This is a genomic window from Sporosarcina quadrami (assembly GCF_014836615.1).
GTDB lineage: Bacteria > Bacillota > Bacilli > Bacillales_A > Planococcaceae > Sporosarcina > Sporosarcina quadrami.
This window is the reverse complement of the sequence record NZ_JACSQN010000002.1, coordinates 27,205-53,578: the sequence shown is the minus strand read 5'-3', so window position 1 is coordinate 53,578 and position 26,374 is coordinate 27,205. Positions and strand designations below refer to the sequence as shown.

The following is a 26,374-nucleotide window of genomic DNA, read 5'->3' as shown; positions in this document are numbered from 1 at the left end:
ATAGTAACTTGTATAATTAAGCATCTATGCACAGCTAGGAAAAAGCATACTAAGTTAGGCGATCATACATATATGACATCCTGATATGATGTCCTGCAATGTGATGAATGAAGGAGGAACTTATGGATGAAAACAGAACCGATTATTCGCTTTGACAATGTTTTGAAAAGATATGGGGCTGATACTACTGTATTAGACAACGTTTCATTTGAAATGGAACGAGGGAAATTCTACACCTTATTAGGACCTTCGGGATGTGGCAAGACAACGATTCTTCGTCTAATTGCAGGTTTTATTGAGCCAACTGAAGGTACGATTTATTTTAATGGCAAAAATATTAACAATGTGCCTGCAAATGAGCGTCAAGTGAATACAGTGTTTCAGGATTACGCCCTATTCCCCCATTTGAATGTGTATGAAAACATTGCATTCGGATTACGCATTAAAAAAGTGAAAAAAGCAGAAATTGATACACGAGTGAAAGAAGCGTTGAAATTCGTCAACTTGGCGGATTATGAGAACAGAGAAATCACTGAAATGTCAGGTGGCCAAAGACAGAGGGTTGCAATTGCTCGTGCTATCGTTAATGATCCGGAAGTTATTCTGCTCGATGAACCGCTATCCGCACTTGATTTAAAACTTCGTTCTGAAATGCAATATGAGTTGCGTGAGCTGCAACAACGGTTAGGCAAGACGTTCGTTTTCGTCACACATGATCAGGAAGAGGCTCTTGCTATGTCTGACGAAATTTTCGTTATGAATGTCGGAGCAATTCAGCAGTCCGGAACACCACACGATATATATGATGAACCGATTAACCGTTTCGTTGCTGATTTCATAGGTGAATCCAATATTGTCTCAGGACGGATGATCGAGGATTATATCGTTGAATTTACAGGTAAACGGTTCGACTGTGCGGATGCAGGTCTACAACCAAATGAAAAAGTCGATATTGTATTGCGTCCAGAGGACTTGGAAATTACGACAGTAGACAAAGGAAAATTGAATGTCACTGTCGATACCCAACTCTTCCGTGGTGTTCATTATGAGTTGTCGACGTATGACAATGACGGCAATGAATGGCTCGTCCATTCCACAAAAAAAGCGGATGTCGGTTCGGTCATCGGTCTAGATTTCAATCCAGAAGATATTCATGTTATGCGTTTGAATGAATCTGAAGAGGATTATGACGCTCGACTTGAGGCGTATGGAGCTATGGATGATGAAGAATAATAATTTGCGCTCCATTTATACGATTCCTTATGCGGTTTGGATTCTACTATTCGTTCTTGCGCCCATCGGTTTAATCGTCTATTATTCATTTTTCGACCTATCTGGCAATTTTACACTGATGAATTATAAGAACTTTTTCTCATCAGTCTATTTGACTTTGACAATCAGTTCGTTCTGGTATGCTTTTCTTATCACGTTTTTCTCGTTACTCATTGCATACCCGACTGCATATTTTTTGACTAAGACAAAACACAAACAATTATGGCTGTTACTAATTATTATCCCATCTTGGATCAATCTTCTGTTGAAGACGTATGCATTTATCGGTTTAATGGGCTTATATGGTCCACTGAATGCCTTTCTAGAAATGATCGGAATCGGAAAACAACAAATCCTGTTCACAGACTTCAGCTTTGTATTCGTGTCTGTCTATATTTTCATCCCATTCATGATCTTGCCGATTTTCAATGCGCTTGACAGATTGAATCCTGCACTAATCGACGCTTCACGTGATCTCGGTGCAAATTCATGGACGACTTTTAAACGAGTCATTTGGCCACTTACGATAAATGGTGTTAAATCAGGTGTACAAGTTGTTTTCATACCGGCATTGTCACTTTTCATGATTACTCGACTTATTGCAGGTAACAAAGTTATTACACTCGGAACTGCCATCGAACAGCAGTTTCTTGTTACACAGAACTGGGGAATGGGTTCGACAATCGCAGTGTTCCTCATTTTGTTCATGTTTATCATCATGCTCGTTACAAGTGGCAACGAAAGGGGGATGAAAGTAAATGGAAAGAATCGGTAAACTCCCTAAAGTGTTTTTGGCAGTCGTCTTCATCATTTTGTATGCGCCGATTTTCTATTTGATCTTCTACTCTTTCAATTCGGGTGGAGGTATGTCTAATTTCGAATCGTTCACTCTTGAGCATTATGCAGCAGTTTTTGAAGATAAACGGCTCATTATCATTGTTATCAATACGATTGTCATCGCTCTTCTGTCAGCTTTGCTATCTACTGCCATAGGCGTAATGGGTGCTCTAGCTATTTATTTTATGCGTAATAAGAAGATGCGCAATGCAGTCTTGTCACTCAACAATATTTTAATGGTAAGCCCTGATGTTATTATAGGTGCTTCTTTCTTAATTCTATTTACGCTTATTGGGGTGAAGCTAGGATTCGCTTCGGTGCTCATTTCCCATATCGCTTTCAGCATTCCAATCGTTGTCATTATGGTGCTTCCGAAACTAGCGGAAATGAATCCCACTTTAATTGATGCAGCACTCGATCTTGGTGCTTCCAAAAAAGACATTATGAAACGGGTTATCATCCCTTTCATCCAACCTGGCATTTTTGCAGGTTTCTTCCTTGCATTGACGTATTCACTAGATGATTTCGCCGTTACATTTTTCGTCACAGGCAATGGATTCACAACATTGTCAGTAGAGATTTACTCAATGGCTAGAACAGGCATTAGTTTAACGATTAACGCTCTCTCAGGTCTCATTTTCATCGTTACGGCTGGATTAGTCATCGGTTATTATTTACTTAACCAAAAGTTGAAGACTCCATTTACGGGGGTGAGAAAATGAAATCGATCACACAATCAGTCATTCTCATCCTACTCATTTCAGGTGTTCTTCTTCTCTTTAATCGGGAGCTTAATGAAGGAAGTAAAACTGGAAAAGATACAATTACCGTCTATAACTGGGGACAATACATCGACCCTGACTTATTAAAACAGTTTGAAGAAGAAACCGGAATCAAAGTCATTTATGAAACATTCGATTCCAACGAAGCAATGATGGGAAAAATTGAGCAAGGTGGCACTTCATACGACGTGACCATCCCATCTGAATACATGGTGGAAATGATGAAAGAAAAAGACCTTCTTATACCTATTGATTATAGTAAGGTTCCAAATAGTAAAAATATCGATCCGTACTTCATGGATTTACCGTTTGACCCTAAGAACAAATACTCCATTCCGTATTTCTGGGGAACAGTCGGAATTGCTTTCAATCCTACCCTGCTGGAAGGACAGACGTTTGAAAGCTGGGACAATCTTTGGGATCCTTCTTTAAAACAGCGAGTGATTCTTGTTGATAGCGCTCGGGAAACGGTTGGAATGGGATTGAATTCATTAGGCTACTCACTGAATTCGACAGATACAAAAGAGTTGCGTAAAGCGACTGATAAATTGAAAGCTTTGAGAACAAATGTAAAAGCCGTTATCGGAGACGAAGTGACACAGTTGATGATTAATAACGAAGCTGCCATATCACTTACTTGGTCTGGCCAGGCAGCTGATATGATGTTTGAGAATGAAGATATTGATTATATCGTGCCTGAAGAGGGTTCAAATCTATGGTTTGATAATATCGTCATACCAAAAACAGTCGACAATATCGACGGAGCTCATGCTTTCATTAACTTCATGCTCGACCCGGAAGTTGCAGCGCAAAATGCTGATTACGTCGGATATTCAACGCCAAATCTTTCAGCACTAGACTTAATGGATCCTGAAGTCGTTGCAGATGAGCGGTTTTATCCTGATGAAAATACACGCAGCCACTTGGAAGTGTACAAAAACCTTGGACTTGAACTGCTCGGTGTCTATAATGAGCTTTTCCTTGAATTCAAGATGAGTTTGAATAAATAAAAACAATCGCTATTCACAAGCATTCTACAAGCTTGATGAATGGCGATTTTCCAATCTTTATGAAGTGTGTTTACTAAGTTACTATGGTAAACTATTTCAATAACCCGAAATAGTTTTGAAAGGCGGAGTGCTGTTGTCAAATTCTAAATCCACAAATTTCGCACTCTATGTCCTGATGTTCAATATGTTCATTGCGATGGCCGGTATCGGATTGATCATTCCGATTATGCCAGAGTTTTTAAAGACATTTGGCGTTGCAGGAAAAGTGCTTGGTTTTCTTATAGCTATATTTTCTTTTGCACAATTTATTTTCTCACCCTTATCCGGTGTATTATCTGACAAACATGGTCGCAAAAAAATTATCATTATTGGACTTTTCATATACGGAGCTTCTCAATTAGCATTCAGCCTATCGACTGAATTATGGATGCTATTTGTATCACGGTTCTTCTCAGGTATGGGTGCGGCTTTCCTAGTTCCACCAATGATGGCTTTTGTCGCTGATATTACTCCTCTTGAAAAAAGAGGAAGAGGGCTTGGTCTTCTTGGGGCCTCGATGTCTTTAGGTTTTATGATTGGACCGGGAATAGGCGGTTTTTTATCGACAATAAGTATTCACTTCCCTTTTTACGTGGCAGCAGGAGCTTCTTTCTTCGCGGCGATTTTATCCATTTTCATATTGCCAAATCCTACACCAAGCATTGCGATTGAAAAAGCGCTCGTGAAATCAGAGAATCTGATTAGACAACTGATCAGATCGACAAAATCCTCTTATTTTGTTTTATTAATTGTCATGTTCACTTTTTCATTCGGATTGGCCAACTATCAGTCCACGTTATCATTATATGCCGACCAAAAATTCGGCTACGACGCAACTCAGATTGCCATTCTCATAACTGTCGGTGGCTTTGTAGGAGTTGTTGTGCAGACATTTGTCATCAATCCATTATTTAAGCGCTTTGGAGAGATGCGGATTATTCTCGTTAATCTTTTTGTCGCTGCATTATCCATGTTCGCCATATTATTCGTGAACACATTTTTCACCATTTTGCTTGTAGCTACAATCTTCTCAACAGCGACTTCCCTTCTCAGACCCGCAGTGAACACGCTTGTTTCAAAGCTTGCTGCTGAGGACCAAGGGTTTGCCGCAGGGATGATGAACGCTTATATGAGTTTAGGCAATATGATCGGTCCTGCACTAGCCGGTTACATTTTCGACAAAAATTATTCGTTTCCTTATATACTCGGGACAATAATTCTTCTTATATGCTTCACAATTGCTACGACGTGGTCTAAGAAAAATACCGCGATGCTTGATGCATCTCGAACGCGATAAAACCTTATCTCCAATGCTTTTTGCATATGGAGATAAGGTTTTTTATTTACGCTCCAATCAACTTAGTGTCTGCAAAAAAATCTTTTGCGATAAACGCCCTCGTATTTGGAATAGTGTTAGATACGTTGATTTACGTTCCAGCCGTACGCTTTCCGGAGGGCGTGCCGTCTGGAGGGTAAAGCAACACTTTATATACTGCATAGTGGCCTGTTTATTTGCGATACTTTATTCGTAATTCTATTCACTCCTATGGCTGCACTTGACATTACGGTGTAATCAGAATTTCAATGTCGCCCTCATGCTCTGTCATCCAATTTTTCAAAAATAGATCAAGTTCCGCGTTGTACGCTTCCAATTCTTCATCTACACCATCATAGAGCCGAAAAGCCTCTTCATAAAATCTGAGCAAATACCACGTCATTTCAGTATGCATGACCATATACTTTTTGAAATAATCATTCACGTCCATGTTCAGCTTTTCTGACTGGGATAGGATGAACTTGCGCTCCTCTTCTTCCATCGGCTGTTCTTTGAAAGTAACGGATTCCATTGATGCCTTTACTGAGGCGATTTTAACAGAGAGATCGTCGTTGACATTCTTTGCTTTCGCTTCCTGGATCATCAGCTCCGTTTGCGCAGCAGCTTCAATGCCTGTGAGGACATCTTCATCCGCATAAAGAAATCGCAAGTCGCCAATTGTGATTTCTTTCCCTCTGACAATAGCTGCCACATCCGAATCCTCATATCCTTCCAACCCACTAGGAGCAGCCGTATTTCCGCAGCCTATGAGCGAAGCGATTAAAGCGATCGAACCGATGATAAGTGCAATTTTTTTCAAGCTAATCCCTCCTGTAAAATCACTTACTTCATATACGTTACCGTAGATAAAAAGTTTCAATTTTCAGCATTAAAAAAAGCACCGCGCCAGGCGATGCCGATCAATCATTTGTTTAGATGTTGCGCGTTGTGTCACTTTAACGCGAAGCCCCATCAGCTCTTCATATTCCATCAAGCTGATTTGACAGGATCGGAACTCTTCCAAGACCCATTGCGTAATGACTGGTACAATTGATAAAGAAACCAAATGAGCAAACATCTTTTCCCCCATCAACCGAACCAGTATTATTCTATCGTCTTCTTTTCTTTTTCAACAATTCTGCCACATGATTCTCAGACGTCGGCTGGGTTACAGTATCGATCGGAGCAACCGTTCGGGTCATTAATCCTGAGAACATCCCGAACCTGCGCAATGTAATATCAATGAAGAACAGAATCATCGCAGTCAAGATGAGCCAGTTCGCAATCGGAAGTCGATCACCACTTTTAAATGGATGCGCCCTAAATGCGTCAGCGGGTGAATCCAATACCATTCCGCCTGTTCGTTCTGCAATCTTTGCAAGCAGTGCAGAATCAGGCACTGATGGCCTATATTCATCGCTGTACGGGACTGAGACACCAGCTTCAAATAGTCCGCCTTTGTCATCAGACACTCCGAAGAACACAAGACCCGGTTCAGCATCTAGTTGAACCCTTACTTTCCCGGGAGCTAACGGTTCCATTTGAAACGGCACATCCACTCCTTTTTCATCTACAATCGAAATGTCAAGAAAAGCTGAATTCCGCGATGTGTCCGTAACTGTATACGTTCCGCCCCGGTCATGTGTGATGACATATGGCACATCCTCATAAGACGGCAGCAATCTTGAAACAGCAGCATTCCAGAAATCTGCGTACCCTTCCCACCTTGCCAGATCACCTGACCATTTGCCTGATGAATCGGAAGTGAAAGCGACTGTGCGCCCGAGACCATACATCCATTCTGCAATGACTGGATCCTCTTTCGGACTTTCAGCAACAATTGTTGCTGTCCCTTTTGGCGTAGCAGCAATATACGCATTCATTTGCGGAACGCCTTCACTAAAGATTGAAGTCCATTCGGGTACATTATTTAAGTTAACGTAGAAAGGATCGTCCTCAATATATGTCCTCGTTAACATGGATGTTTCCCTTGTTAAAATGGAAGGAACGGTCGACTCGTCGACTGCATCATAGAAACGCCCGCCTCCGATTTCCGCTAATTCTTCAAGAAGACTTACATCCGCATCTGAACCGATTGAAACCGTAGACAATGTGATATTTGAGCTTTTCCCTTCGGAAATGACATCTTCATAGTCCGCCGGCATGTCTGATTGTCCGTCTGTCAGTAAAATGATATGTTTTCGCTGTAGTTTCAAATCAGCCAAGTCTTCATATGCTTTCCTTATAGACGGAAAGATGTCCGTACCACCAGCAACAGGCACTGACAAGATTTGATCAATCGCTTCCTGTTTATCTTGAAGCGGTCCGACAGGAATCACTTCCCAGATCTCATGATCGAATGCCGTAAATCCGAACGTATCATCATTTCTGAGTAATTCCACTGCTCGTGCGGCCGCTTCCCTCGCTATGACGATTTTTGAACCCGACATACTACCTGAGCGGTCCAGTGAAATAACTAGACCAAGGGACGGCAACTGCTCTTTCCCCTTCACTTCCATTTCAACCGGCAGTAGCCGTTCAATCGGTGATTTGAAATAGCCGCCAAGGCCAAAACTGTCTTCTCCACCGACCATCATGAAACCTGTGCCGAATTTTTTCACAGCCTGCTCGATCACCGTCATTTTATGTTCGCCGACAAGATGACCGGGGACATTATCGAAAATGATTGCCCCATAACCTAAATAGCCAGACAGTGATTCAGGCAATAGGTCTGCATCAACAACATCTACATCCAATGCATTGTTGTCCAGCAGGGATGGAATGACTGAAGGATTTCGATCCGTCTGGACGACAAGAATCCTCGGTGACTGTTCAAGCTTTGTAATGGATAGCATCCGATTGTTTTCCAGGAAAGCATCATTAGGTACAATTAGTTTCGCTTCGTATTTCAATAAACCTTCGCCTCTTGCTTCCATATTGAATGCAAAAGAGTTGCTGCCTTCATCCAAAGTGACGTTCTCTTTTATGATTTCTTCATCATTCCTGTAAATCAGAAGCTGGCCTTCTGTTTTTGTTGACGAATCCACTTCCACACGGACCAATTGTTTTTCGCCTTCATATGCACTTCTCGGAGTTTCAAATAGGGAAACGGAGGCATCTGCCAAGTTTAATCTTTTTAATTCGACAGTATCTATTTGAACATAGCTGCCCTCGTATTTAGGCAGTAATTCCTCGATTGAGCCTTCTGTTTCCAGCCCATCTGACAATAATACAATACGAGTCGCCATCCCAGATTTCGCAACGGATGATGCTAAATCGACCGCATTGGCAATATTCGTTGCGCCACTCGTTTGCATTGGTTCATTTCCTGGTTGTAACAATTCTTTATGAGTGAGTTGTGTATCGGTACGGAATGTACCTGCGAACGAGTATAATCCCGCAGATTGGTTCAATTTCCGAGTTTTTAAACTTTCGGCAACCCATTCATCTGCAAGCTTCTGTGCTTCTCCTACAGAAACGGATCTGTCTACGACGAACAGTATCTGCTCCTCCTCATTTGGCAAAAGCATGTAAGGGACTGTAAGTGCAAAGACTATGCACAGGATTGTGATACTCCTTAGAGCATAAAGAATTGTCCCTCTGCTTTTAACTCTCATTTTAGATTTCATCCATGTGAAAGCCATGAATATGGCGATTGGAATTAGCAACAGCAGCCATAACGGTTCTTCAATTCGGATATCCACGACGTCTCTGCACCTCCCACTCAATCAGTAATAGAAGGAGTACAGGCAATAGAATTAGCCATCCAATCGTATTCTTACCTTCTTCTTTATCGTTCAATGTACTAATTCCTCCAAGAGAATAACTTGCACCATGTTTGACCAGTTTTTCAGATGATTCCAACTGAACTGTTAGCAGCTCTTCTTTTCCGTTATCCAGAAGCTTATAGATGCCGGGTTTGGCAGGAGCTACAAAACTGCCGCCGTCCGGATAAGTTGCGATATATTTGTCGTCGATTGTAAACACTTCGATACTTTCAGAACCGCCGCTCGTTAACAAAGCTTTCCGTTCATTCGGCGTAAAAATACCTGCGATATTATTATCTGTTGTTAGCATTTCAGCAGCACTCCAGAAAAACAATGGGAATGAGGGATGCAGCGGCCAATCCGTCAATCCGATATCTGTCAGTATGATGATATCGCCTCTTGGTGAACGTTGAATGAAAGGCTTACCTGAAACACTCGCTATCGTTTCATAATTCTCAAACGGCGGATATAAACCGCTAACATAAACGTCCTCAACCTGTGCAATCGTGAATAGTGCATCATTGGCTGTATCGACACGGCCTGACACTTGATCGGTTACAGAGTCATTCCTTCCTATCAACAGTATCGGTGACGTCCCTTCATTCAAAAACTTCGTTTCATTCGTCACAAGCAATGCCTGCTCACGTGCAATGTTCATTTCATTTACGGAACCCGATGTCACATCGAGTCCGATCGCTTCAAACGCTTTCTTTACAAGTTCATGCAATTGCTGATCAACAATAACTTCCGACGATTCATTGCCAAGCAGCACAAATGCTTCGTTATCCAAACTAAAATCATCATCGGTTTCAAGTACAGCTTTCACTGCAGATAATTCAGGAAGTTCCTTAAAAGATAGCAGCGTGTCGGATAGTCCATCCAAAGAGAATTCCTGTTTCGTCAGCTCTTCTCCGGTTATTTCGTTGCGAATGAGTATAGTGCCTGCCTGGACTGATGATTTTTGGTTTGACAGTTTAACGATTGCCTCGGTACCTTTGGTTGTTGAAACTACACCGAATTTTTCAATGCTTATATTCTCAAGTGGCAGATCATTCGTATGGACAGTCCATCTGATGCCGTTCTCACTTTCCATAAATACGGAACGATCCAAATAATCCGTGAAAAAATGTACATCTACACCGCCTTCTGCAGCAAGCGATTTCACAAAATCCAATGAGCGTGCCATATGCTCTTGCTCATACGTCAATTCGAGTTGATCGATAGCACCTAGAACAGTTCGCTCATCCGATTCTTCACGAATGACAAGTTTCGGTTCTTTACCCGTTGTCACAATCGTAAATTCAGTTCCTGTCCTTTCTTCAGCAAGTTCCATAATCTTCTTTTTATTGTGCTCAAACAATGAAAGATTGCCGTCCATCGCAGCCATACTTGCAGACGTATCTACTACAAACACTGTATGTGCAGCAGTATGCTCATCCTTTGGAAGATATGGTCCTAATAAGATGAAAACCAATAATAACAACGCAGCCATCTGCAAATAAAACAAAGCATTACGCTGCAAATTCTTTAAATAGGGAGAAACCTTCGTCTCCCGCATTGATTTCTCCCAGAAAAGTGTTGAAGAAATTGTTGCCGACCTATACTTTTTCCTAAAAAAATAATAAAGAAGGACGGCCAACGGAAATATTGCCGTCCACATCCCACCCAGATGTTCGAATCCCACTTAGCCGCCTCCTATCAACGTAGCCATCCGCTATGACGCATTTGTCTAGTAAACACATCCATTGCGCCGTCTGATACTTCCGTTCGCATAAGCTGTATGCCGAATTTGTTTGCTAATGCTCTTAATTCAGCTTCATGTCTGTTTTTCTTTTCACTATAATCTTGCATAACGCGTCTAGTCATCGACACTTCAACAGCTGCCTCATTTTCGACATCGATAAGCCGCATATCCCCTTCGTAAAGAGGAAGTTCTTCTGCCGGAGAATGTACCGTAATCAAACGTATATCTTTACAAATACCAGGCATCCTTTTAAACAAGGTTTCCCATTTCCTCAACTCCTCAAGTCCATCTGTAATTATAAATAGGACAGTAACAGCTTTTGGAATGTGACGTAGCGCTTGTTCTGCAAAACCCGTATCAGATGCTGGTTGTTCTAATTTAGAGATAAACTTCTTGAAAGAAGCGCGGTGCAAAACGCCTTTCTTTCTGAAGAAGTAATTCTGTTCTGCAGTCCAAGTTGAAAAGGATACAGTATCCCCACTTTTTAATGCAACCTGACCAAGCCCAATGGCAAGTTGGCGTGCAAACTTCCATTTTCCATCTGTACCCATCGATTTCGTGGAATCGAGCAATATATGTATTCGCATTTCCTGTTCATCTAGGAATTGTTTAATGAACGGCTTATCTGTACGCGCAAACACATTCCAATCGATATGCCGCAGATCGTCACCGGGATGATATTCCCGGAAATCAGAAAAGTCCAAAGAAGTTCCAGTTTTGCTAGATCGATGTGTTCCTTTATGCTGACCGAGACGTCTAGACCGTGTTGAAATCGATAAGGCTCCAAGCCTCTTCGTCAACCGATCGGGAAACAGTTCTTCTGTCATCAGATAGACGCCCCTTGGCGAATCTCTTCTACTAATTTATCAATGAGCTTATCCACATCTACCCCTTCCGCTTCCCCTTCATAATTAATGAGAATACGGTGTCTCAGTGCAGGCTTAGCAACTGTCTTAATATCAGCAATTGACACATGGAAACGTCCAGCCATAAGAGCTCTCGCTTTCGCCAATCGGATGATTGATTGTAAGCCTCGCGGTCCGCTGCCATATTGGACATATTGGGTCCATGTATCTCCCGTCTCTGCTTTATGATGAGTTGCTGCAACTAGATCAACGGCATAGTCCATCATTTCATCCGCAATGACGACCGTTTTCGCCATTTCCTGTGCCTCAATAATTGTTCTAGTATCCATCACTTTCTGGATTGGAATGGAATTCGGGCCAGTTGTCCTAATCATTATTTGCTTCAATTCTTCCTTAGAAGGATAAGGCAATAGAACTTTACATACAAACCGGTCCATCTGTGCTTCTGGCAACGGATACGTACCTTCCATTTCGATTGGATTTTGGGTTGCCAACACGAAAAATGGTTTAGCCATCTTACGTGTTTCTCCTAGGACAGTCACGGTTTTTTCGCCCATCGCTTCCAGCAAGGCACTTTGCGTTTTTGGTGTCGCACGGTTAATCTCATCCGCTAATACCATCTGACTGAATATCGGTCCTTCTTTGAAAACAAATTTTTGGATACCTTCTGGAGAACGCTCTAAAATACTTGTTCCAGTTATATCGGCCGGCATAAGATCCGGTGTGAACTGAATACGAGAAAAAGACAAATCCAACACTTCCGATATTGTTCTGATTAACATCGTTTTACCTAACCCTGGAAGTCCTTCTAGTAATGCATGACCATCCGCTAGTATCGAGTAGATGGAGAACTCTACGGCTTCCTCTTGCCCTACGATAAATTTTCCGATTTCGTTTCGCACCTCAGCAAGCTTTTTGCTCATTTCTTCAAATTGTTCAGGTGAAAATGACATATTCCCATCTCCTATCAAAAATTATTCAATTGACGAGAAATAATCAGATAAAACCCGTTGAAGATCTGGAGGCAACTTCATTTTATCGGCGCCTTTTAGATAGGCATCTTTATACGTGCCCACGACTTCTTTGTATGGTTTTATCGTTCCACGCTCTGTCAATCCTTCACGCTCATTTTCTTCGATGAATTCACCTTCACCGAGTTCGCCTCCAACAATCGAAGGATCTCCAGGTGTACCAATCCTATCGACAGGAATGGAAAGGAGATCTCGACCGCCTTTACCAGATCCTTGGCCCTGACCTGACCCTTGACCTTGACCTTGACCTGACCCTTGACCTTGACCTTGACCTTGCCCTTGACCTTCGCCTTGACCTTGGCCTTGACCTTGACCTTGCCCTTCGCCTTGGCCTTGGCCTTGGCCTTGACCTTGTCCTTGACCTTCGCCTTGCCCTTGACCTTGCCCTTGACCTTGCCCTTGACCTTCGCCTTGACCTTGGCCATCTCCTTGGCCTTCGCCTTTGTTCTCTCCCTGACCTTGCCCTTGTTCACCAGAAGGATTTTGACCACTTCCAGGCTTTCCAGTAGAACCTTGCAGTGCATTTCCACTCGGATTTTTATTCCCTGCGCTAGCTAATGCAGGCAAGGATGGCGCTTTACCGATTTTATTCAAAGCACTTTGCGTTTTTCCAGCTTGCTGGGCTAACTTATCTGCAAGGGGTTGCAATTGAGCCAACTGATCCTCTTCCTCGTCGCTTAAACTAGCAGCGTCATCTTTTTTCTTTTCCGCCAGTCGTTGTTCTTTCAGTTTGAATTCTTTTTGCTTCTTCACTAATTCCTTCAAAAGTTGTTCGGTCGTTGCAGTGTCCTTAAGTTTCTCGGCAAGCTCAATAAGCTCTTTTTGCAACTCAGGATTTTTTTCTTTCTGTGCCAGTTGTTGAACTTCTTTCTTCAGTTCTTCTGCAATTTCTTTCTCTTTTACAATGGTTTGTGCTTCCTCCTGTGTTGCTGAAGGAAACATAAAAAGAAATGTTGAAAAGCCGAATAAAACAATAAAACTAATTAGCATTTTCCCATTAACAAAATTCTTCTTTCGTTTCTTGAATTGTAAATAAGCGCCACCTATATTTTTCACTGCATGCCGCTCGATTGCATTTGCAAATTCGCTTTTCCTAACTCCAGGATCCATTGCCGTCACGAGCAGATTATCAGGTAAGTATTGATCCAACTGCCAGAGTGCTTCTTCTTTTCTTGTTCGTTTTATGAAAATAACGCTTATCGTCAGTAAAAGAGTGGCGACTCCTGCCCATAATGCAATCAAATCGTAGTAAGGCAAGACGAAAAGTCTGGATGCGGCAAGCAACAAAGCATATAAGAGAGCGGCAAAGAACAAGCCTGTTTGAAGTTTATAAATCGATTGTTCAAAGCGCAACGCTCTAAGTGTTTTAATTAAATAGTGGTGTAATGGCATTTTCCGTTCCATACTTGACACCTCCTCACTTATGACGTCTCATATTCACACGTAATTTCTTCACTGCAATGAAAATAGAAACTATCGATAGTAAAACATAAAATAGTAGATAACCCGCCCAAATTGGGAAATCGATAAGTGTCGTTTCTGACAATGTTCGGTTTAGTTCGGGCGATAAAAAAGTTGCAAATAATACGGCTGGATTTATAGATGCCAAGAAATGACCTAAGTATGAAGGACTAGTAACAGTCCCCATCTGACTGAACATTTTCACTTGCATCGTTATGATAAATAGAAAACCCGTTACAACGGATAAGAAGAGCATCGTTCCGTATGTCGCAATCATCGATACAATTGTCCTTCTGATTAATGTTGAAAACATAATTCCAATACTTCCTACCGCTAATAACGTGACAAAAAGAAAGACAAGGATTTTCACGAAATCCCATGGTGAAATGCCACCAAATAGGAAGACAAGGCTATAGACCGGCAGTCCCGCCACAATTAGAAGCAAAAGGAATGCAACAGAAGAAAGTAACTTTCCGGAAATAATCTGAAAAGAACTTTGAGATGTTGTCAATAGTATCGGCAAAGTTTGCTTTTCCCTTTCCGAGCTAATTGAACCAGCTGTTAGTCCGGGAGCGGTAAATAACACTAATCCGAGTTGGATGAATGACAGAAAAGCAAACAGAACAAAACTTTGGCTCGGTCTAAAATAAGAATTCCCACCAAGATTGACGGTCAGAAAAATATAACCGAATACAAATATACACATTGCAAGTAAAAAGAATAGTATTCCATTGAAGCCTTTAAATGACCGAAACCTTAACTTTAGTTCTTTTGAAAGAACCGGATTTGAAAAATTCATAGTCAGTCGGCTCCTTTCGTGATTTCCATAAAGATATCTTCTAAATCAGTTACGTGTTCATTAAAAGAAACGACAGGCAGATCATTATTCATTGCACTTTTCAGCATAGAAATTTGCTGCTCGTCACTACCTCTATACGTAAAGGAAAGTTCATCGTCTGATGGGAGTTCGATATTTGTAACGAATGGTTGCTCTTCAAAAAAGTCAACATGACGAACTGCTTCTCCTGCCAAACGGACTGTAATTACCTTTTCACCTTGTAACTTTTTTTGAATTTCTGCAACCGATCCATGAGCAATCAATTTCCCATTGTCAATTACACCAATCTCATCACACATCTCTGCCAGTTCAGGAAGGATATGTGATGAGATCAATATTGTCTTACCCATGCTTTTAAGCGTTTTTAAAATATCCCGCATTTCCACTCTTGCCCGTGGATCCAAACCAGAAGCAGGCTCATCCAAAATGAGAACTTTAGGGTCATGTATTAAACTTCTTGCTAAACATAGGCGTTGCTTCATCCCTCTTGATAACAAGTCAACATACGCATAACGCTTATGTGTTAGATTTACTAATTCAAGCAGTTGAGGGATTAATTTTTTCCGTTCTGCTTCAGGAATGCCATAACTAGCACCATAGAAGTCCAGGTACTCATCCGCCTTCAACTGATCATACACTCCAAAAAAGTCCGGCATATAGCCAATCATTTTCCGGATTTCAGCTGGTTTTTCTCTAACACTAATCCCATTAATGCGCACATCACCAGAAGTAGCTTGTAGCAAAGTGGATACTATGAGAAAAGTTGTCGATTTACCTGCACCATTTGCTCCGACAAATCCGAACACTGTTCCTTCATCCAATGTCAAGTTCAAATTATCTAGAGCAGTGAACTGCCCGTACTTTTTTGTCAACCCAGTAATTTCAATCATTTTTTCACCTCACCATGAAGCTTGATTTCTGGTGGTTGAGCTTCACTTCCATATTGGTTGTTAATGAATTCTAACCGTAAACTAAGCGTTCCCTCATCTGTCAAATAAGGACCGGCTGAATCGATTGATAGTTTTCTTTCAGATGCTAATTGCTCATATTCACCTGTTTGGTTATTTAAAATACTCACATCATAAATTGTTTTTTGTATTTTAGAAATATCAATTGATTTCCATTTGCTTACTTGCTTCAATAAATCATCTGGTACAGTCCACGTTTGTATATAGGTATCTTCATCAAAATAATATATATTTCCTTGATAATCCGAAGTATGCGCTTGAATATTATTCTTTTCTGACATCAGGTTCAATGTCATCATTTCTGAGTCGATTGTCATATCGCCACTAAATTCAACAACTGGACTGAAAGCTTGAGAAACCATAGTCAATGAATCCATAGATGCTTTGGATCCTTCCATTTCAAGCGGAGCAATTTGTGAATCTGTATAGCCGATAATTGTAGGTTTCATATGATTGTTCATATTGTTTCCAGAGAAACTAATGATTCCTTCTTTCCTCATTTTCATCAAATCATCTGTAGATGATGGATTCTGACCCATATACATCGAGTTTGTCGGTTGTTTTCTAACTAAACTTGATGTTTTCAATGTTTCATCCACTTTTAACGTTTCGCCTGGTCCAAGGTCTCCTAATACAATTTGTTTCGCACCAGACCAAATGGATACATCTTTTAGCTGAAACGGGAAATTGTTTGTCACTTCCCCCGTCAATTTTTTATCCTTCACAGATAAATCCACTTTATAAGTTCCGACATTTTCAACCGTCGCTTGCCCATACACTGTCGCTACGTTCCAATAACCGATGTCTCGCAAATACAACTTCGATCCTGCAGCATCTCGTTCAATGATTGCTTTTTTATGCGCGCTTGAGTTCGACTGTGAAGTGCCGAACAGACCAGATGAGTATGGTGTGTATGTAGATATTGTTACTCCTTTAGGAACTGAAAACAGGAAATCTCCGGCTTTGTTCGTCAAAACCGATTCAACAAAATAACCTGATAGAGTTCCGTCCTGATCTACATCAAAAACGGATGTCTGTTGTAGTTGAGCTTTCCCAATTCTGTCTTTAGCACCATAGGAGAAGATGAAAAGCGAAACTGTTATAGCTATAACAGGAATGATCCACCACGCATGTTCGCGTTTGTCTTTCCGTTTTAGAATGAAATATAAAATAGGTATTATTAAAATGATATAGATAATAATTACTCCAAATATAAATGGTGCAGATACTTTAAATGATGGAAATAGTTCGTTAGGGTTTCCAATTGTCCAAGTTAACGCTTCCATCGGTTCATCATAGTATGGAGTCATACCTGACGACATTCGTTGCTGATCTGCCGCATCTATTACTTTACTCCAAACTTTCGATGCGCCTGCCATTTTCGAAAACGGCTCATCCCCCAATGAAAAAGAAGTCTGAATGACAAAACCTTTTCCAAGCTGTTTAGATGCCGCTAGAATATCTTCACCAGCTACATAAATGATGTGCGAGTCATTGTTTAATGTCGACTTTGCAACTGTCACTTCTTTATCAAAAGTTTCGCCGCCAATCCATTCATTGAAAACTTCTCCACTTACTGTTTTTCTTTCACCAAGCGTTAATGGAAGTGATTCGCCAAAAGTTCCCGTTTCTGTCATTACATCGTCTGATCCACCAACAATCAGCATTCCCCCTGCACGTACCCAATTGAGTAGAGCTTCCTGCTCAGCTGAAGTTAAGTCTGCTATTGGATATTCATCAATGACAATGATGTCTGTTGGTCCCCAACCTGATGCTTCATCTGGCAACTTAACCGAAGAGATTTTGGAGGCATCAATGATTTGCAAATTCCCATGATTCGCTAATCTAGCACTCTTTAATAATGAGAGTCTATCGATGTTATCAGTGAATGCTGTAATGATTTTCGTGTCATCATGATACATCGCAACCGTAATTTGTTGCGCACCTTTATGCTTAATTTCTTTTCCGTTTTTCCAACCACCTTCGTAAAAATATATCGACTTTGTATTCATACCGTACATATTGAAATCGAACATCTTCGGCACAATGAAAGTAATTGTTTTTGTTTCCCCTGCCTCAAGTTCCAATGGGAATACTTCACCTACACCAGATTCATACGTCTGCTGCGTGTCAATGACCATATCACCGCTAAACGATGAAGTTCCCTTGTTTTCAACTTCCACTGTTATTGGCGCGCCTTTACCATATTTGGCTTTACCATCAAATCCGGCAGTCACTTTCACATTCAGTGCAGAATCAGCCGAAGCATGGACAGTCGGTAGGAATATACATACTACAAAAAGTGCTATAATTATTCCCAACTGTTTCTTCCACATTACACAATCCCCCTATTAGCTCTCGCCAAGTTCTGTAAACCTTACATAATTAGTACGTTATTAAGCAAGTAAAGTTCCTGCCTATTCAGATTCTTTTCTGAGCTTTTCTGCATATATATTGACGACTTCTGTAAAAGCGCTTACTTGTTTTAAAGCAAAAGTTGAATCATATCCTATCAACCATGTATCACGTGTCAATTCGAACTCTTCTTCACTATTAAGCAAGGGGATTTTATTCACTTTTTCATCCCCCGCCAGCGTGATATTCGGTAGTATTGCATATCCAATTCCATTTAGTGCTAACTGTTTGCACGTTTCAATCTGATCGACTGTAATTTGCCTGCCAGGATACTGTGAAAAATGACGGTGCCACCACCGTTGGATTTCCATATAGTAATTTGAATCACTTTTAAACTGGATGAATGGACGTTTTGTATGTTTCAACTCATCTATGGAAGTGATTTCCTGATCAACCAGATACAACCGGTCCCTGAACAAATAGGTCTTACTGCTTTTCCAATCAACCTGTCCGCGCACAATTCCTACATGTGCCTCTCCTTCATACAGCGCCTTCATAATTTCCGAGCTCCACCCTGTCATAAGCGAAATTTTAGCATCAGGATATCTTCTCACAAACTCCTTTAAAACTTGCGGCAGCCATGTTTGACCTATAATGGATGCACAAGCAATCTTCAGTGTCCCATGAACTTTATCCGCTAGAGATGCTATCATTTCAGCAGTATCCTCTTTCCTCTGAATCGTCTCTTTTGCATACGTAATTACAAGTTCACCTGCTGGCGTAGGTTCCAACCCTTTTTGAGAACGGATGAATAACAATGAACCCCAGTCTTTCTCAATTGTCTGCAACCTTTGGGATAAAGCTGGTTGCGATAGAAATAAGCGTTCAGAAGCTTTTCTCATATTTCCTTCTTCCGCTAAAGCTTTTATAATTTCCAGTTCAGTTGTCGTCATGTTGAACCACCTTCCCTTTCGGAATACGCAATATAAGCAGAAAACTAATAACCGCGAATAGCAACACTGTCCAATACACCCATTGCAATGAACTATCAAGTGCAAATTGTAAATATTCCGATTTACCATCGATTAACGTATTCCTAGTTTCCTCAGTTAACAATGAATTAATGTCATCTACGTTGTAATCTAAACCAGATTTCTTAAATAAGGCTAGTAACGTTGCATTCAATACTGCTCCAAATATTGCCGCGCCAATTGTATTTCCGAAATTCCTCATGAACATATTGGCGGCTGTTGCCACTCCGCGTCGCTCTCGGCTTACATTCCCTTGTATCGTTACAATGAATGATGTACTCGTCAGTCCCATTCCAACTCCTATGAAAAAACTGGAGATTGCTGCCCATAATGGTCCTGAACTTGCATTCATTAAGACAAATAACACAGCCCCGATGATCAAAGACAAACCACCCGTAAACGACACTGTGTAAGGACCAAATCTAATCAATAGATGCCCTGCAACTGAGGAGGCAATAGGCCAGCCTATTGACATTGCTGTCAATGTAAAACCAGCTATAATAGCAGGTTGTTCCATAACTCCAGTGACATAAGTCGGTAAATATGAAGATACGCCAATTAAAATTACGCCTGTCGTTAATGAAACAAGATTGGCATACAGTATGACCGGGTTCTTCCAAATTGCAAAAGGCATCATCGGATCTTCTGCTCTTTTTTCCACAAGGATAAATAAGATAAATAGCGAAATACTTAGTACAATAATAGCAAAACTTATGATCGATATACGTTCGAATAATTGTCCACCTTCAACCAGCCAATAAAGAAATCCTGATAATGAAATCATCAGGAGCACTGCACCTTTTATATCTAGAGACACTTTACGATTCATTTTAGGTTCACGGAGAAAAAAGAATACTCCCGCCATTGCTAATAAACCAAGTGGAATGTTAACCCAAAACACATATTTCCAATCCATAAATTGAATAATCAAACCTCCGATTACCGGTCCGGAAACTGCTGAAATACCCCATACACTCGACAAGTATCCTTGAATTTTGGCTCTCTCTTCTGTCGAATAAATATCTCCGACAATTGTCGTCGCAATTGGCATGACAGCGCCTGCACCAAAACCTTGGATTAAGCGGAAGACAATTAACATCTCCATGGATGTTGCAAGACCACAAAGGATTGAACCAACTAAAAACACGGATAATCCAAAGAAAAATACAGGTTTTCGACCAAATACATCAGCCAATTTTCCATATATCAGCACAGTGACTGTACTCATGAGCAAGTAAGATGAAAATATCCAACTATATCTGGAGAATCCACCCAACTCAGCAGCAATTGCCGGCATTGCAGTCGATACAATTGTCGCCTCAACTGCTCCAACGAACATGGCTAACATAACTGCTATGAGAACAAATGTCCGTTTTGTTTCTTTCTGCTGTTTCAATGAAATACAACTCTCCTTTCAACTTCGCTTTACATAATCCATTAAACAGCAAAAGGCTCCTAATAGGAGCCTTTCCATAAATGGACTTTTCGGTCCCACTTCATTAATTTGTGTAAATGTACTTCTTAAATTCTTTCAGCATGACTCTTCTCGTCAATATGCCTGCAAATGTGCCATCTTCTTCAGTAACACATAAAAAGGTATGATTGATAAGCAGATCTAGCCCCTTTTGGAATTTATCAGTTGTTATAATCCGAGGAATAGCTACGTCCATGATGTCATCGACTCGCAAGTCTTCGAGACGCTCATATTCGATCCGCTCCATCCCTAAAATGGAATCTGTTATCATGCCGATTCCAAGTAGCCCTTTTAGGTGGTTTTTCGTATCAAGTACTGGAATTGCAGAATAACCTGTTTTCGTTAAGACGAGAAGGGCGTGTTCAGCATTGTTACCGATTTGCACATGCGCCACTTTCTCAGCCGGAATAATATAATCGGCAATCGGCACATGTAGAAAATCCCTGTTATTTACAGAAATCATAAAGAATCGCTCCTTCAGTTCATAAGCTGTTATGAAACTCATACTACTCTATCATATCATATTAGAAGGAGAACGGCTCATTGAAAAAGCGATGTACTATATAAAAACCTCTTCTATATAGAAGAGGCCCAGTAGTAAAATATTATAAACAATACAAACAAAGACACGATAGCAATAATCCAGATGATTGGATTTACTGTAAACGGGTGATCTTCTATCGCTTCAGGAATACGCTGATCTTGTTCATTAAGCCTGACTACTGGCGAATTCCAATTTCTAACCGACTTAACAGCAATAAAAACACTAATAGCGATTACAATTACAACAGGTATCAACCAAATGTCCATCATACTTCTATCTCCTCCTTACCAATAAGTCACTGGTAGGATGGATAAATTCGCAGCAATCATACTATAGTGGTTTTAAAAATTAAAAAGGATATTGATTTAACCATTGTCCACCATCTAACGTAACAATCTCACCATTCATATAAGATGCTTTTTCGGACATGATGAATGCTGCTAATTCTGCAATTTCTTCAGGTTGACCAACTCTACCTAGCGGTACAGAGTTGATTGTACGTTGAACTGCTTTCTCCGATTGGAATAATTTCTCAGCTCCACCCGTTCTCTCAATCGGACCTGGCGCAATACCGTTAACTCTAAATCCATATTTACGTCCCCATTCAACAGCTAACGTTCTCGTAAGAGACATTACCCCAGCTTTTGCTGCTGCCGAGTGGACAACACCTGGTCCTGCGTCCCATGCGTATGTCGCAAGCATATTCAAAATCGATCCTTTTTGACCTTTTTTTATCCAATAGTTGCCGACCGCACTTGAACAATAGAATGTCCCATTCAAGACTATGTCAATCACAGAATTCCAGCCGTTTGGTGAAAGGTCTTCTGCTTGCACAATAAAATTCCCAGCTGCATTATTCACTAAACCATCAATTTTGCCAAATGTCTTATCCGCAAACTCAATGAGTCCCTGTACATTTTCAACATTTCTCACATCCATTTGAAAAATGTGTGCATTATCCCCAATTTCTTTTTTTGCAACTTCAAGTTTCTCAAGATCGCGACCCGTAATAATTACATCGGCACCTTCGTCAGCAAATTTCTTCGCCATATATTTCCCCATTCCACTTGAACCACCCGTTACGATCATAACTTGTCCTACATACATATAATGATCCCCCTTTTTAATGAATGAATATTCACTCATAATTGTAACATACTATTCTATTAAATACGACAGTCATTCTTATATAGAAATAAAGAAAAAAGAGATTCACTTTGTAATTCACAAAGTAAATCCCTTATGTTAAAAGCTTATATTTATCTAATTAAAGTACTTTTGTACAATTACTCCTGCAGGCACCGGTCTACTGAAAAGAAATCCTTGAGCTTTGTGGCAATCAGCTTCTTTAAGAATTTGTGCTTGCAAATCTTTCTCTACACCCTCTGCAATGACTTCCATTCCAAGATTATGGGCAAGATTGATGATCGTCTTAGCAATTGCTTCGTTTTTTTGATCCATTTCAATATCTTTGATGAACGATCGATCAATCTTGATAATATCAATTGGATATTGCTTTAAATAACTTAGAGATGAATAACCCGTCCCAAAGTCATCAACTGAAATTGTCACGCCTATATCTTTTAGTTTTTTGAGTGTAGCTAATGTATCATTCATGTGCATCAATGCAGTTTCTGTTATTTCAACTTCAAATGAAGAAGGATGGATGCCATGTTTTTGAATTAGCACTCCCGTTTTCTCCGCGAAGTCACTTGTTCTAAATTGTTTTGGTGAAATATTAACAGCAATACGAACTGGACGGAATTCTTTGTCTTGCCATTCTTTAAGCTGCTTGCAAACACCTTCAAGAACCCAATTACCAATAGAAAGAATCAAATCTGATTCTTCAGCTAGCGGGATAAAGTCTGCTGGTGAAACAAAACCAAATTTACGGTTATTCCATCTTAATAACGCTTCAAAACTATCTATTAATCCCGTTTTCAAATTTACTTGGGGTTGATAATGGATTTCTAGTTCATCAAATTCAATTGCACGACGAAGATGAGATTCCAGTAATGCGGTATTAGTGAAAGAAGCATTCATATCTTCTTTAAAGAATCGATAGTGGGACCTTCCCTGATCTTTCACATACATGACCGCTTTTTCTGTTTTTTGCAGAAGATCTTCAAGTACAAATCCATCGTCAGGATAAACTGAAATTCCTATTGAGCAAGAAATAAAATATTCTTGATGATTAAAGTAAAAAGGTTTTGTGAAATCGCTCAGAATTCTTTGAGCGAGTTTTTCCGTTTTTACAATACAAGAATCGCGGAAGGTGATAATATACTCGTCTCCACCGTTACGATAGAGCTTTGTAGTATTTGGGCACGCTGTCTTTAATCTTTCAGCAATCATCTTCAGTATTTCATCTGCTCCATTTCGCCCGATAGAATCATTAATTGTTTTAAAACGATCGAGGTCAATATAAATAAACGATAACTTTTCATTGGTCCTTTTTGCTTCTTCTGCATCCTCAACAAAATGTTCTTTTAAGGCTCGCCTATTCCATAAACCTGTCAGTTGATCATGGTAAGATAAGAATAGTAATCGTTCACTATTCTTATGATGCGAAGAAGTGTCACGTAAAATTAAATGGACTTCTATTACCTCATTGTTTACAGTGACGGGAACTGTTTTCAAGTACGTTTGCATATATTGGCCTTTTTTATGAAAGAATCGGATATCCTCAATCTCAATCGACTCTCCATTGAATGCCATTTTTAAAAAATGATTAAATAAATCTGTTTGGTCGTCCATTATTAAATCCGCTATTGTGCGTCCTCTCAATTCCTGCATTTTATAGCCAAATGCTTTATGGACTGCCGGATTGGCATGAGCAATCCGGTAAGTTGGATCAATTGTTAGTAAAGGATCAAGATTATGATCAATGACCGAATTGTACTTTTGTTCAAATTCCATTCTTTTTATCTGCTCATCCATGAGTTGCATTTGTGGGCGAAGTTCAATAACATACATCTTTTCAGATGACATTTCTACTGACAGTAATTCCATTTCAAATAAATTTGGTGAGTTATCGATAAAAATAGGTATGTAAGTTTTACTAATTGATTGGTTTTCCATTTTATCTATTTCTTTTGTTATCAAGGACCAGAATTCGCCCATAAACAAAGCCGCATTGCAATTAAGAAGTGTGCTGCCAAAAAATGCAGTAGCAATCTCATTAGCAAATACAATCTCCCATTCCGCCAGTTTATTTCCTTTAATAATTACGAACATATTTTGAGGATGAAGTGTTACATAATTGTTTATTATAAGATTAAGTGCGTCTTCGAAAGTAGTGTTTTTACTGTCCATGAATGCCTCCATGCATATTAATTCTATTACGTAATCCTGTTTATCGTACTTTAAAGAACACGATTCGAGCATTTGGAAGCTAATACAATAGTAATCTCTGTTATTTTATAAGTATACCTTTTAAATCGTAAGAAAAAAAGATATTCCTGAATATTTGCGTATATAATTACGAATCTAATGGAATGTATGGTAGAAAAAATCTTTAGAAGATTATTTTGATGACATTTATGGTAAAATGAATAATAGAAGAATCTTACTTGGAACGGAGGTATAAAGTGAACAAAGAAGAAAAGATTCGCCAACTCGCCATAGCTGTATATACAGTAAATAGACATGCAAAGACAGCTACAAATAATAGAGATTTATATGCTTTAAAGAATAAGACAATTGAACGTCTCTTAACTGTAGGTGATGCTCATAAAATAGGCTTACATTTCATTGATAATCCCCAGCTTAGCCAACAAAGTTCAACTGTGCTCGTTAAGTGCAGTGATTTCCTCTTTCATACCTTACCTGAGAAACAAGATTTCACTTCACTTCCTCACTTAGGCAACCAAGACCAAAATTTTCGTAATCCCCAAGAACGCATGAATTTAAAAGTGGCGAAAGAGTTACTCGCTGAATATATCGGTGAGGAAAAGAAAAGTGAAAGTATTGCTCCAAAAAATGAGACTCCGACCAAACTACAGTCACAAAAGCGAAGGAGAGTAAGTAATACACAAACATTTCGTTCTTCTTATTTAGATGGATAAAAGACCGCTTGTCAGCTAGTTATGAGCTGGCAAGCGGTGTTTATCATTTTTCAGTTAACTGTTTATATAAAACCTGTGTTCCTTTATCTCCAAAACCTTCTTCTGACAGACGATTGTATAGATCCCTGGCCATCTGAAGTCCAGGTAAAGGCAGTTTCATGATTTCTGCTTCTGCAAGTGCAATATCCATGTCTTTCAAGAAATGCTTAACATAAAAACCAGGTTCGAAATCCTCTTTGATCATCCGTGGAGCCAAGTTGGACAATGACCAGGAACCTGCAGCCCCAGACGATATCGATTGAAGAACAGTATCCAGATCTAAGCCCGCTTCTCTTCCATAGGCAAGCGCTTCACAGACACCAATCATATTTGTGGCAATCGCAATCTGATTGCACATTTTTGTATGCTGTCCAGCTCCTGCATCGCCTTGATAGATGATTTGGCTGCCAAACACTTTAAACAGAAATTCCATCTTTTCAAATGTCGCCTGATCGCCTCCACACATGATCGATAATGTACCATTTTGTGCTCCTACGTCCCCACCTGAAACCGGTGCATCGAGCGAGAATAGTCTTTTACTTTTCGCATCCGCATAAATACGCTTCGCAAGTGCAGGACTTGATGTTGTCATGTCTATTAGAATTGCTCCTTCAGCTGCATGGTCAAGAATCCCATCAGCATAATAGACTTCTTCAACGTCGGACGGATAACCGACCATAGTGATGACAATTTCCGCATTCTTCACTGCCTTCGCAACACTGTCAGCCCATGTCGCCCCATTATTCACAAGCATTTCTGCTTTCTCTTTCGTCCGAGTGAATACTGTCACTTCATGATCAGCTTTCAATAAATGCTTTACAATGCTTTTCCCCATTACCCCTATTCCAATAAATGCAATTTTCCTTTTATCCATATGTATCCCTCCATCTTTACTCATATCCATTATAATCTTTTTTCACAAAAAAAGGAGGAC

The 26,374-nt window shown here is 40.1% G+C and carries 23 protein-coding genes; 6 read left to right on the top strand and 17 right to left on the bottom strand.

Annotated elements, in window-relative coordinates:
* The first annotated feature begins 126 nt into the window (after positions 1-126).
* From H9649_RS02195 to H9649_RS02175, 5 genes are all read left to right on the top strand, one after another.
* The gene (locus H9649_RS02195) at positions 127-1,233 is read left to right on the top strand and encodes an ABC transporter ATP-binding protein (protein WP_191693024.1); all 1,107 of its coding nucleotides are present in this window, start codon (positions 127-129) and stop codon (positions 1,231-1,233) included.
* Positions 1,223-2,047 carry an ABC transporter permease gene (locus H9649_RS02190; protein WP_191693023.1) on the top strand — a complete coding sequence of 275 codons (825 nt, stop codon included), beginning with the start codon at positions 1,223-1,225 and terminating at the stop codon, positions 2,045-2,047. The genes H9649_RS02195 and H9649_RS02190 overlap by 11 nt, the downstream gene beginning before the upstream one ends.
* Entirely contained in the window at positions 2,031-2,831 is an 801-nt protein-coding gene (locus H9649_RS02185) for an ABC transporter permease (RefSeq protein ID WP_191693022.1), read from the top strand. The genes H9649_RS02190 and H9649_RS02185 overlap by 17 nt, the downstream gene beginning before the upstream one ends.
* On the top strand, positions 2,828-3,901 hold the full coding sequence (locus H9649_RS02180) for an ABC transporter substrate-binding protein (protein ID WP_191693021.1): 1,074 nt from the start codon (positions 2,828-2,830) through the stop codon (positions 3,899-3,901). Before H9649_RS02185 ends, H9649_RS02180 begins: the two co-directional genes overlap by 4 nt.
* Positions 3,902-4,076: 175 nt before the next feature.
* The gene (locus H9649_RS02175) at positions 4,077-5,237 is read left to right on the top strand and encodes an MFS transporter (protein ID WP_191693349.1); all 1,161 of its coding nucleotides are present in this window, start codon (positions 4,077-4,079) and stop codon (positions 5,235-5,237) included.
* A 265-nt stretch (positions 5,238-5,502) separates the two neighbouring features.
* Here H9649_RS02175 and H9649_RS02170 read toward each other — a convergent pair whose 3' ends face one another.
* The 16 genes from H9649_RS02170 to H9649_RS02095 form a co-directional block, all read right to left on the bottom strand.
* The gene (locus tag H9649_RS02170; RefSeq protein WP_191693020.1) at positions 5,503-6,075 is read right to left on the bottom strand and encodes a hypothetical protein; all 573 of its coding nucleotides are present in this window, start codon (positions 6,073-6,075) and stop codon (positions 5,503-5,505) included.
* A gap of 69 nt (positions 6,076-6,144) precedes the next feature.
* Positions 6,145-6,333, bottom strand: coding sequence for a hypothetical protein (locus H9649_RS02165; protein ID WP_191693019.1), 189 nt, complete (start codon positions 6,331-6,333; stop codon positions 6,145-6,147).
* 31 nt (positions 6,334-6,364) lie between these two features.
* Positions 6,365-8,959, bottom strand: coding sequence for a VWA domain-containing protein (locus H9649_RS02160; RefSeq protein ID WP_191693018.1), 2,595 nt, complete (start codon positions 8,957-8,959; stop codon positions 6,365-6,367).
* Positions 8,943-10,706: a vWA domain-containing protein gene (locus H9649_RS02155; protein ID WP_191693017.1), complete on the bottom strand. Its 1,764-nt coding sequence runs from the start codon at positions 10,704-10,706 to the stop codon at positions 8,943-8,945. The genes H9649_RS02160 and H9649_RS02155 overlap by 17 nt, the downstream gene beginning before the upstream one ends.
* Before the next feature lie 14 nt (positions 10,707-10,720).
* On the bottom strand, positions 10,721-11,593 hold the full coding sequence (locus H9649_RS02150) for a DUF58 domain-containing protein (RefSeq protein WP_191693016.1): 873 nt from the start codon (positions 11,591-11,593) through the stop codon (positions 10,721-10,723).
* Entirely contained in the window at positions 11,593-12,585 is a 993-nt protein-coding gene (locus H9649_RS02145; RefSeq protein ID WP_191693015.1) for an AAA family ATPase, read from the bottom strand. The genes H9649_RS02150 and H9649_RS02145 overlap by 1 nt, the downstream gene beginning before the upstream one ends.
* A gap of 21 nt (positions 12,586-12,606) precedes the next feature.
* Positions 12,607-14,067, bottom strand: a complete 1,461-nt coding sequence (locus H9649_RS02140; protein ID WP_191693014.1) for a hypothetical protein — start codon at positions 14,065-14,067, stop codon at positions 12,607-12,609.
* 13 nt (positions 14,068-14,080) lie between these two features.
* A complete protein-coding gene (locus tag H9649_RS02135; protein ID WP_191693348.1) occupies positions 14,081-14,929 on the bottom strand; it encodes an ABC transporter permease in 849 nt (282 codons plus the stop codon).
* Entirely contained in the window at positions 14,926-15,852 is a 927-nt protein-coding gene (locus tag H9649_RS02130; protein ID WP_191693013.1) for an ABC transporter ATP-binding protein, read from the bottom strand. Before H9649_RS02130 ends, H9649_RS02135 begins: the two co-directional genes overlap by 4 nt.
* A complete protein-coding gene (locus tag H9649_RS02125; protein WP_191693012.1) occupies positions 15,849-18,266 on the bottom strand; it encodes a hypothetical protein in 2,418 nt (805 codons plus the stop codon). The genes H9649_RS02130 and H9649_RS02125 overlap by 4 nt, the downstream gene beginning before the upstream one ends.
* 81 nt (positions 18,267-18,347) lie before the next feature.
* Positions 18,348-19,238, bottom strand: coding sequence for a LysR family transcriptional regulator (locus H9649_RS02120; protein WP_191693011.1), 891 nt, complete (start codon positions 19,236-19,238; stop codon positions 18,348-18,350).
* A complete protein-coding gene (locus tag H9649_RS02115; RefSeq protein WP_191693347.1) occupies positions 19,225-20,664 on the bottom strand; it encodes an MDR family MFS transporter in 1,440 nt (479 codons plus the stop codon). Before H9649_RS02115 ends, H9649_RS02120 begins: the two co-directional genes overlap by 14 nt.
* Before the next feature lie 151 nt (positions 20,665-20,815).
* Entirely contained in the window at positions 20,816-21,253 is a 438-nt protein-coding gene (cbpB, locus tag H9649_RS02110; protein WP_191693010.1) for a cyclic-di-AMP-binding protein CbpB, read from the bottom strand.
* A gap of 113 nt (positions 21,254-21,366) precedes the next feature.
* Entirely contained in the window at positions 21,367-21,603 is a 237-nt protein-coding gene (locus H9649_RS02105) for a hypothetical protein (RefSeq protein ID WP_191693009.1), read from the bottom strand.
* A gap of 79 nt (positions 21,604-21,682) precedes the next feature.
* Positions 21,683-22,441 carry a 2,4-dienoyl-CoA reductase gene (fadH, locus tag H9649_RS02100; RefSeq protein WP_191693008.1) on the bottom strand — a complete coding sequence of 253 codons (759 nt, stop codon included), beginning with the start codon at positions 22,439-22,441 and terminating at the stop codon, positions 21,683-21,685.
* Positions 22,442-22,597: 156 nt separating this feature from the next.
* Positions 22,598-24,649, bottom strand: coding sequence for a bifunctional diguanylate cyclase/phosphodiesterase (locus tag H9649_RS02095; protein ID WP_191693007.1), 2,052 nt, complete (start codon positions 24,647-24,649; stop codon positions 22,598-22,600).
* Positions 24,650-24,924: 275 nt separating this feature from the next.
* On the opposite strand from H9649_RS02095, the gene H9649_RS02090 reads away from it, so the two are divergent.
* Positions 24,925-25,401, top strand: coding sequence for a YkyB family protein (locus H9649_RS02090; RefSeq protein WP_191693006.1), 477 nt, complete (start codon positions 24,925-24,927; stop codon positions 25,399-25,401).
* 43 nt (positions 25,402-25,444) lie between these two features.
* On the opposite strand, the gene H9649_RS02085 is transcribed toward H9649_RS02090, so the two are convergent.
* Positions 25,445-26,314 carry an NAD(P)-dependent oxidoreductase gene (locus H9649_RS02085; RefSeq protein WP_191693005.1) on the bottom strand — a complete coding sequence of 290 codons (870 nt, stop codon included), beginning with the start codon at positions 26,312-26,314 and terminating at the stop codon, positions 25,445-25,447.
* Positions 26,315-26,374 lie beyond the last annotated feature (60 nt).

Bases quoted from the DNA above. Each gene is read 5' to 3' on its own strand.
- H9649_RS02195 (WP_191693024.1), top strand. From the start codon at position 127: ATGAAAACAGAACCGATTATTCGCTTTGACAATGTTTTGAAAAGATAT.
- H9649_RS02190 (WP_191693023.1), top strand. From the start codon at position 1,223: ATGAAGAATAATAATTTGCGCTCCATTTATACGATTCCTTATGCGGTT.
- H9649_RS02185 (WP_191693022.1), top strand. From the start codon at position 2,031: ATGGAAAGAATCGGTAAACTCCCTAAAGTGTTTTTGGCAGTCGTCTTC.
- H9649_RS02180 (WP_191693021.1), top strand. From the start codon at position 2,828: ATGAAATCGATCACACAATCAGTCATTCTCATCCTACTCATTTCAGGT.
- H9649_RS02175 (WP_191693349.1), top strand. From the start codon at position 4,077: ATGTTCAATATGTTCATTGCGATGGCCGGTATCGGATTGATCATTCCG.
- H9649_RS02165 (WP_191693019.1), bottom strand. From the start codon at position 6,333: ATGTTTGCTCATTTGGTTTCTTTATCAATTGTACCAGTCATTACGCAA.
- H9649_RS02150 (WP_191693016.1), bottom strand. From the start codon at position 11,593: ATGACAGAAGAACTGTTTCCCGATCGGTTGACGAAGAGGCTTGGAGCC.
- H9649_RS02145 (WP_191693015.1), bottom strand. From the start codon at position 12,585: ATGTCATTTTCACCTGAACAATTTGAAGAAATGAGCAAAAAGCTTGCT.
- H9649_RS02140 (WP_191693014.1), bottom strand. From the start codon at position 14,067: ATGGAACGGAAAATGCCATTACACCACTATTTAATTAAAACACTTAGA.
- H9649_RS02130 (WP_191693013.1), bottom strand. From the start codon at position 15,852: ATGATTGAAATTACTGGGTTGACAAAAAAGTACGGGCAGTTCACTGCT.
- H9649_RS02125 (WP_191693012.1), bottom strand. From the start codon at position 18,266: ATGTGGAAGAAACAGTTGGGAATAATTATAGCACTTTTTGTAGTATGT.
- H9649_RS02120 (WP_191693011.1), bottom strand. From the start codon at position 19,238: ATGACGACAACTGAACTGGAAATTATAAAAGCTTTAGCGGAAGAAGGA.
- H9649_RS02115 (WP_191693347.1), bottom strand. From the start codon at position 20,664: ATGTTAGCCATGTTCGTTGGAGCAGTTGAGGCGACAATTGTATCGACT.
- cbpB (WP_191693010.1), bottom strand. From the start codon at position 21,253: ATGATTTCTGTAAATAACAGGGATTTTCTACATGTGCCGATTGCCGAT.
- H9649_RS02105 (WP_191693009.1), bottom strand. From the start codon at position 21,603: ATGATGGACATTTGGTTGATACCTGTTGTAATTGTAATCGCTATTAGT.
- fadH (WP_191693008.1), bottom strand. From the start codon at position 22,441: ATGTATGTAGGACAAGTTATGATCGTAACGGGTGGTTCAAGTGGAATG.
- H9649_RS02095 (WP_191693007.1), bottom strand. From the start codon at position 24,649: ATGGACAGTAAAAACACTACTTTCGAAGACGCACTTAATCTTATAATA.
- H9649_RS02085 (WP_191693005.1), bottom strand. From the start codon at position 26,314: ATGGATAAAAGGAAAATTGCATTTATTGGAATAGGGGTAATGGGGAAA.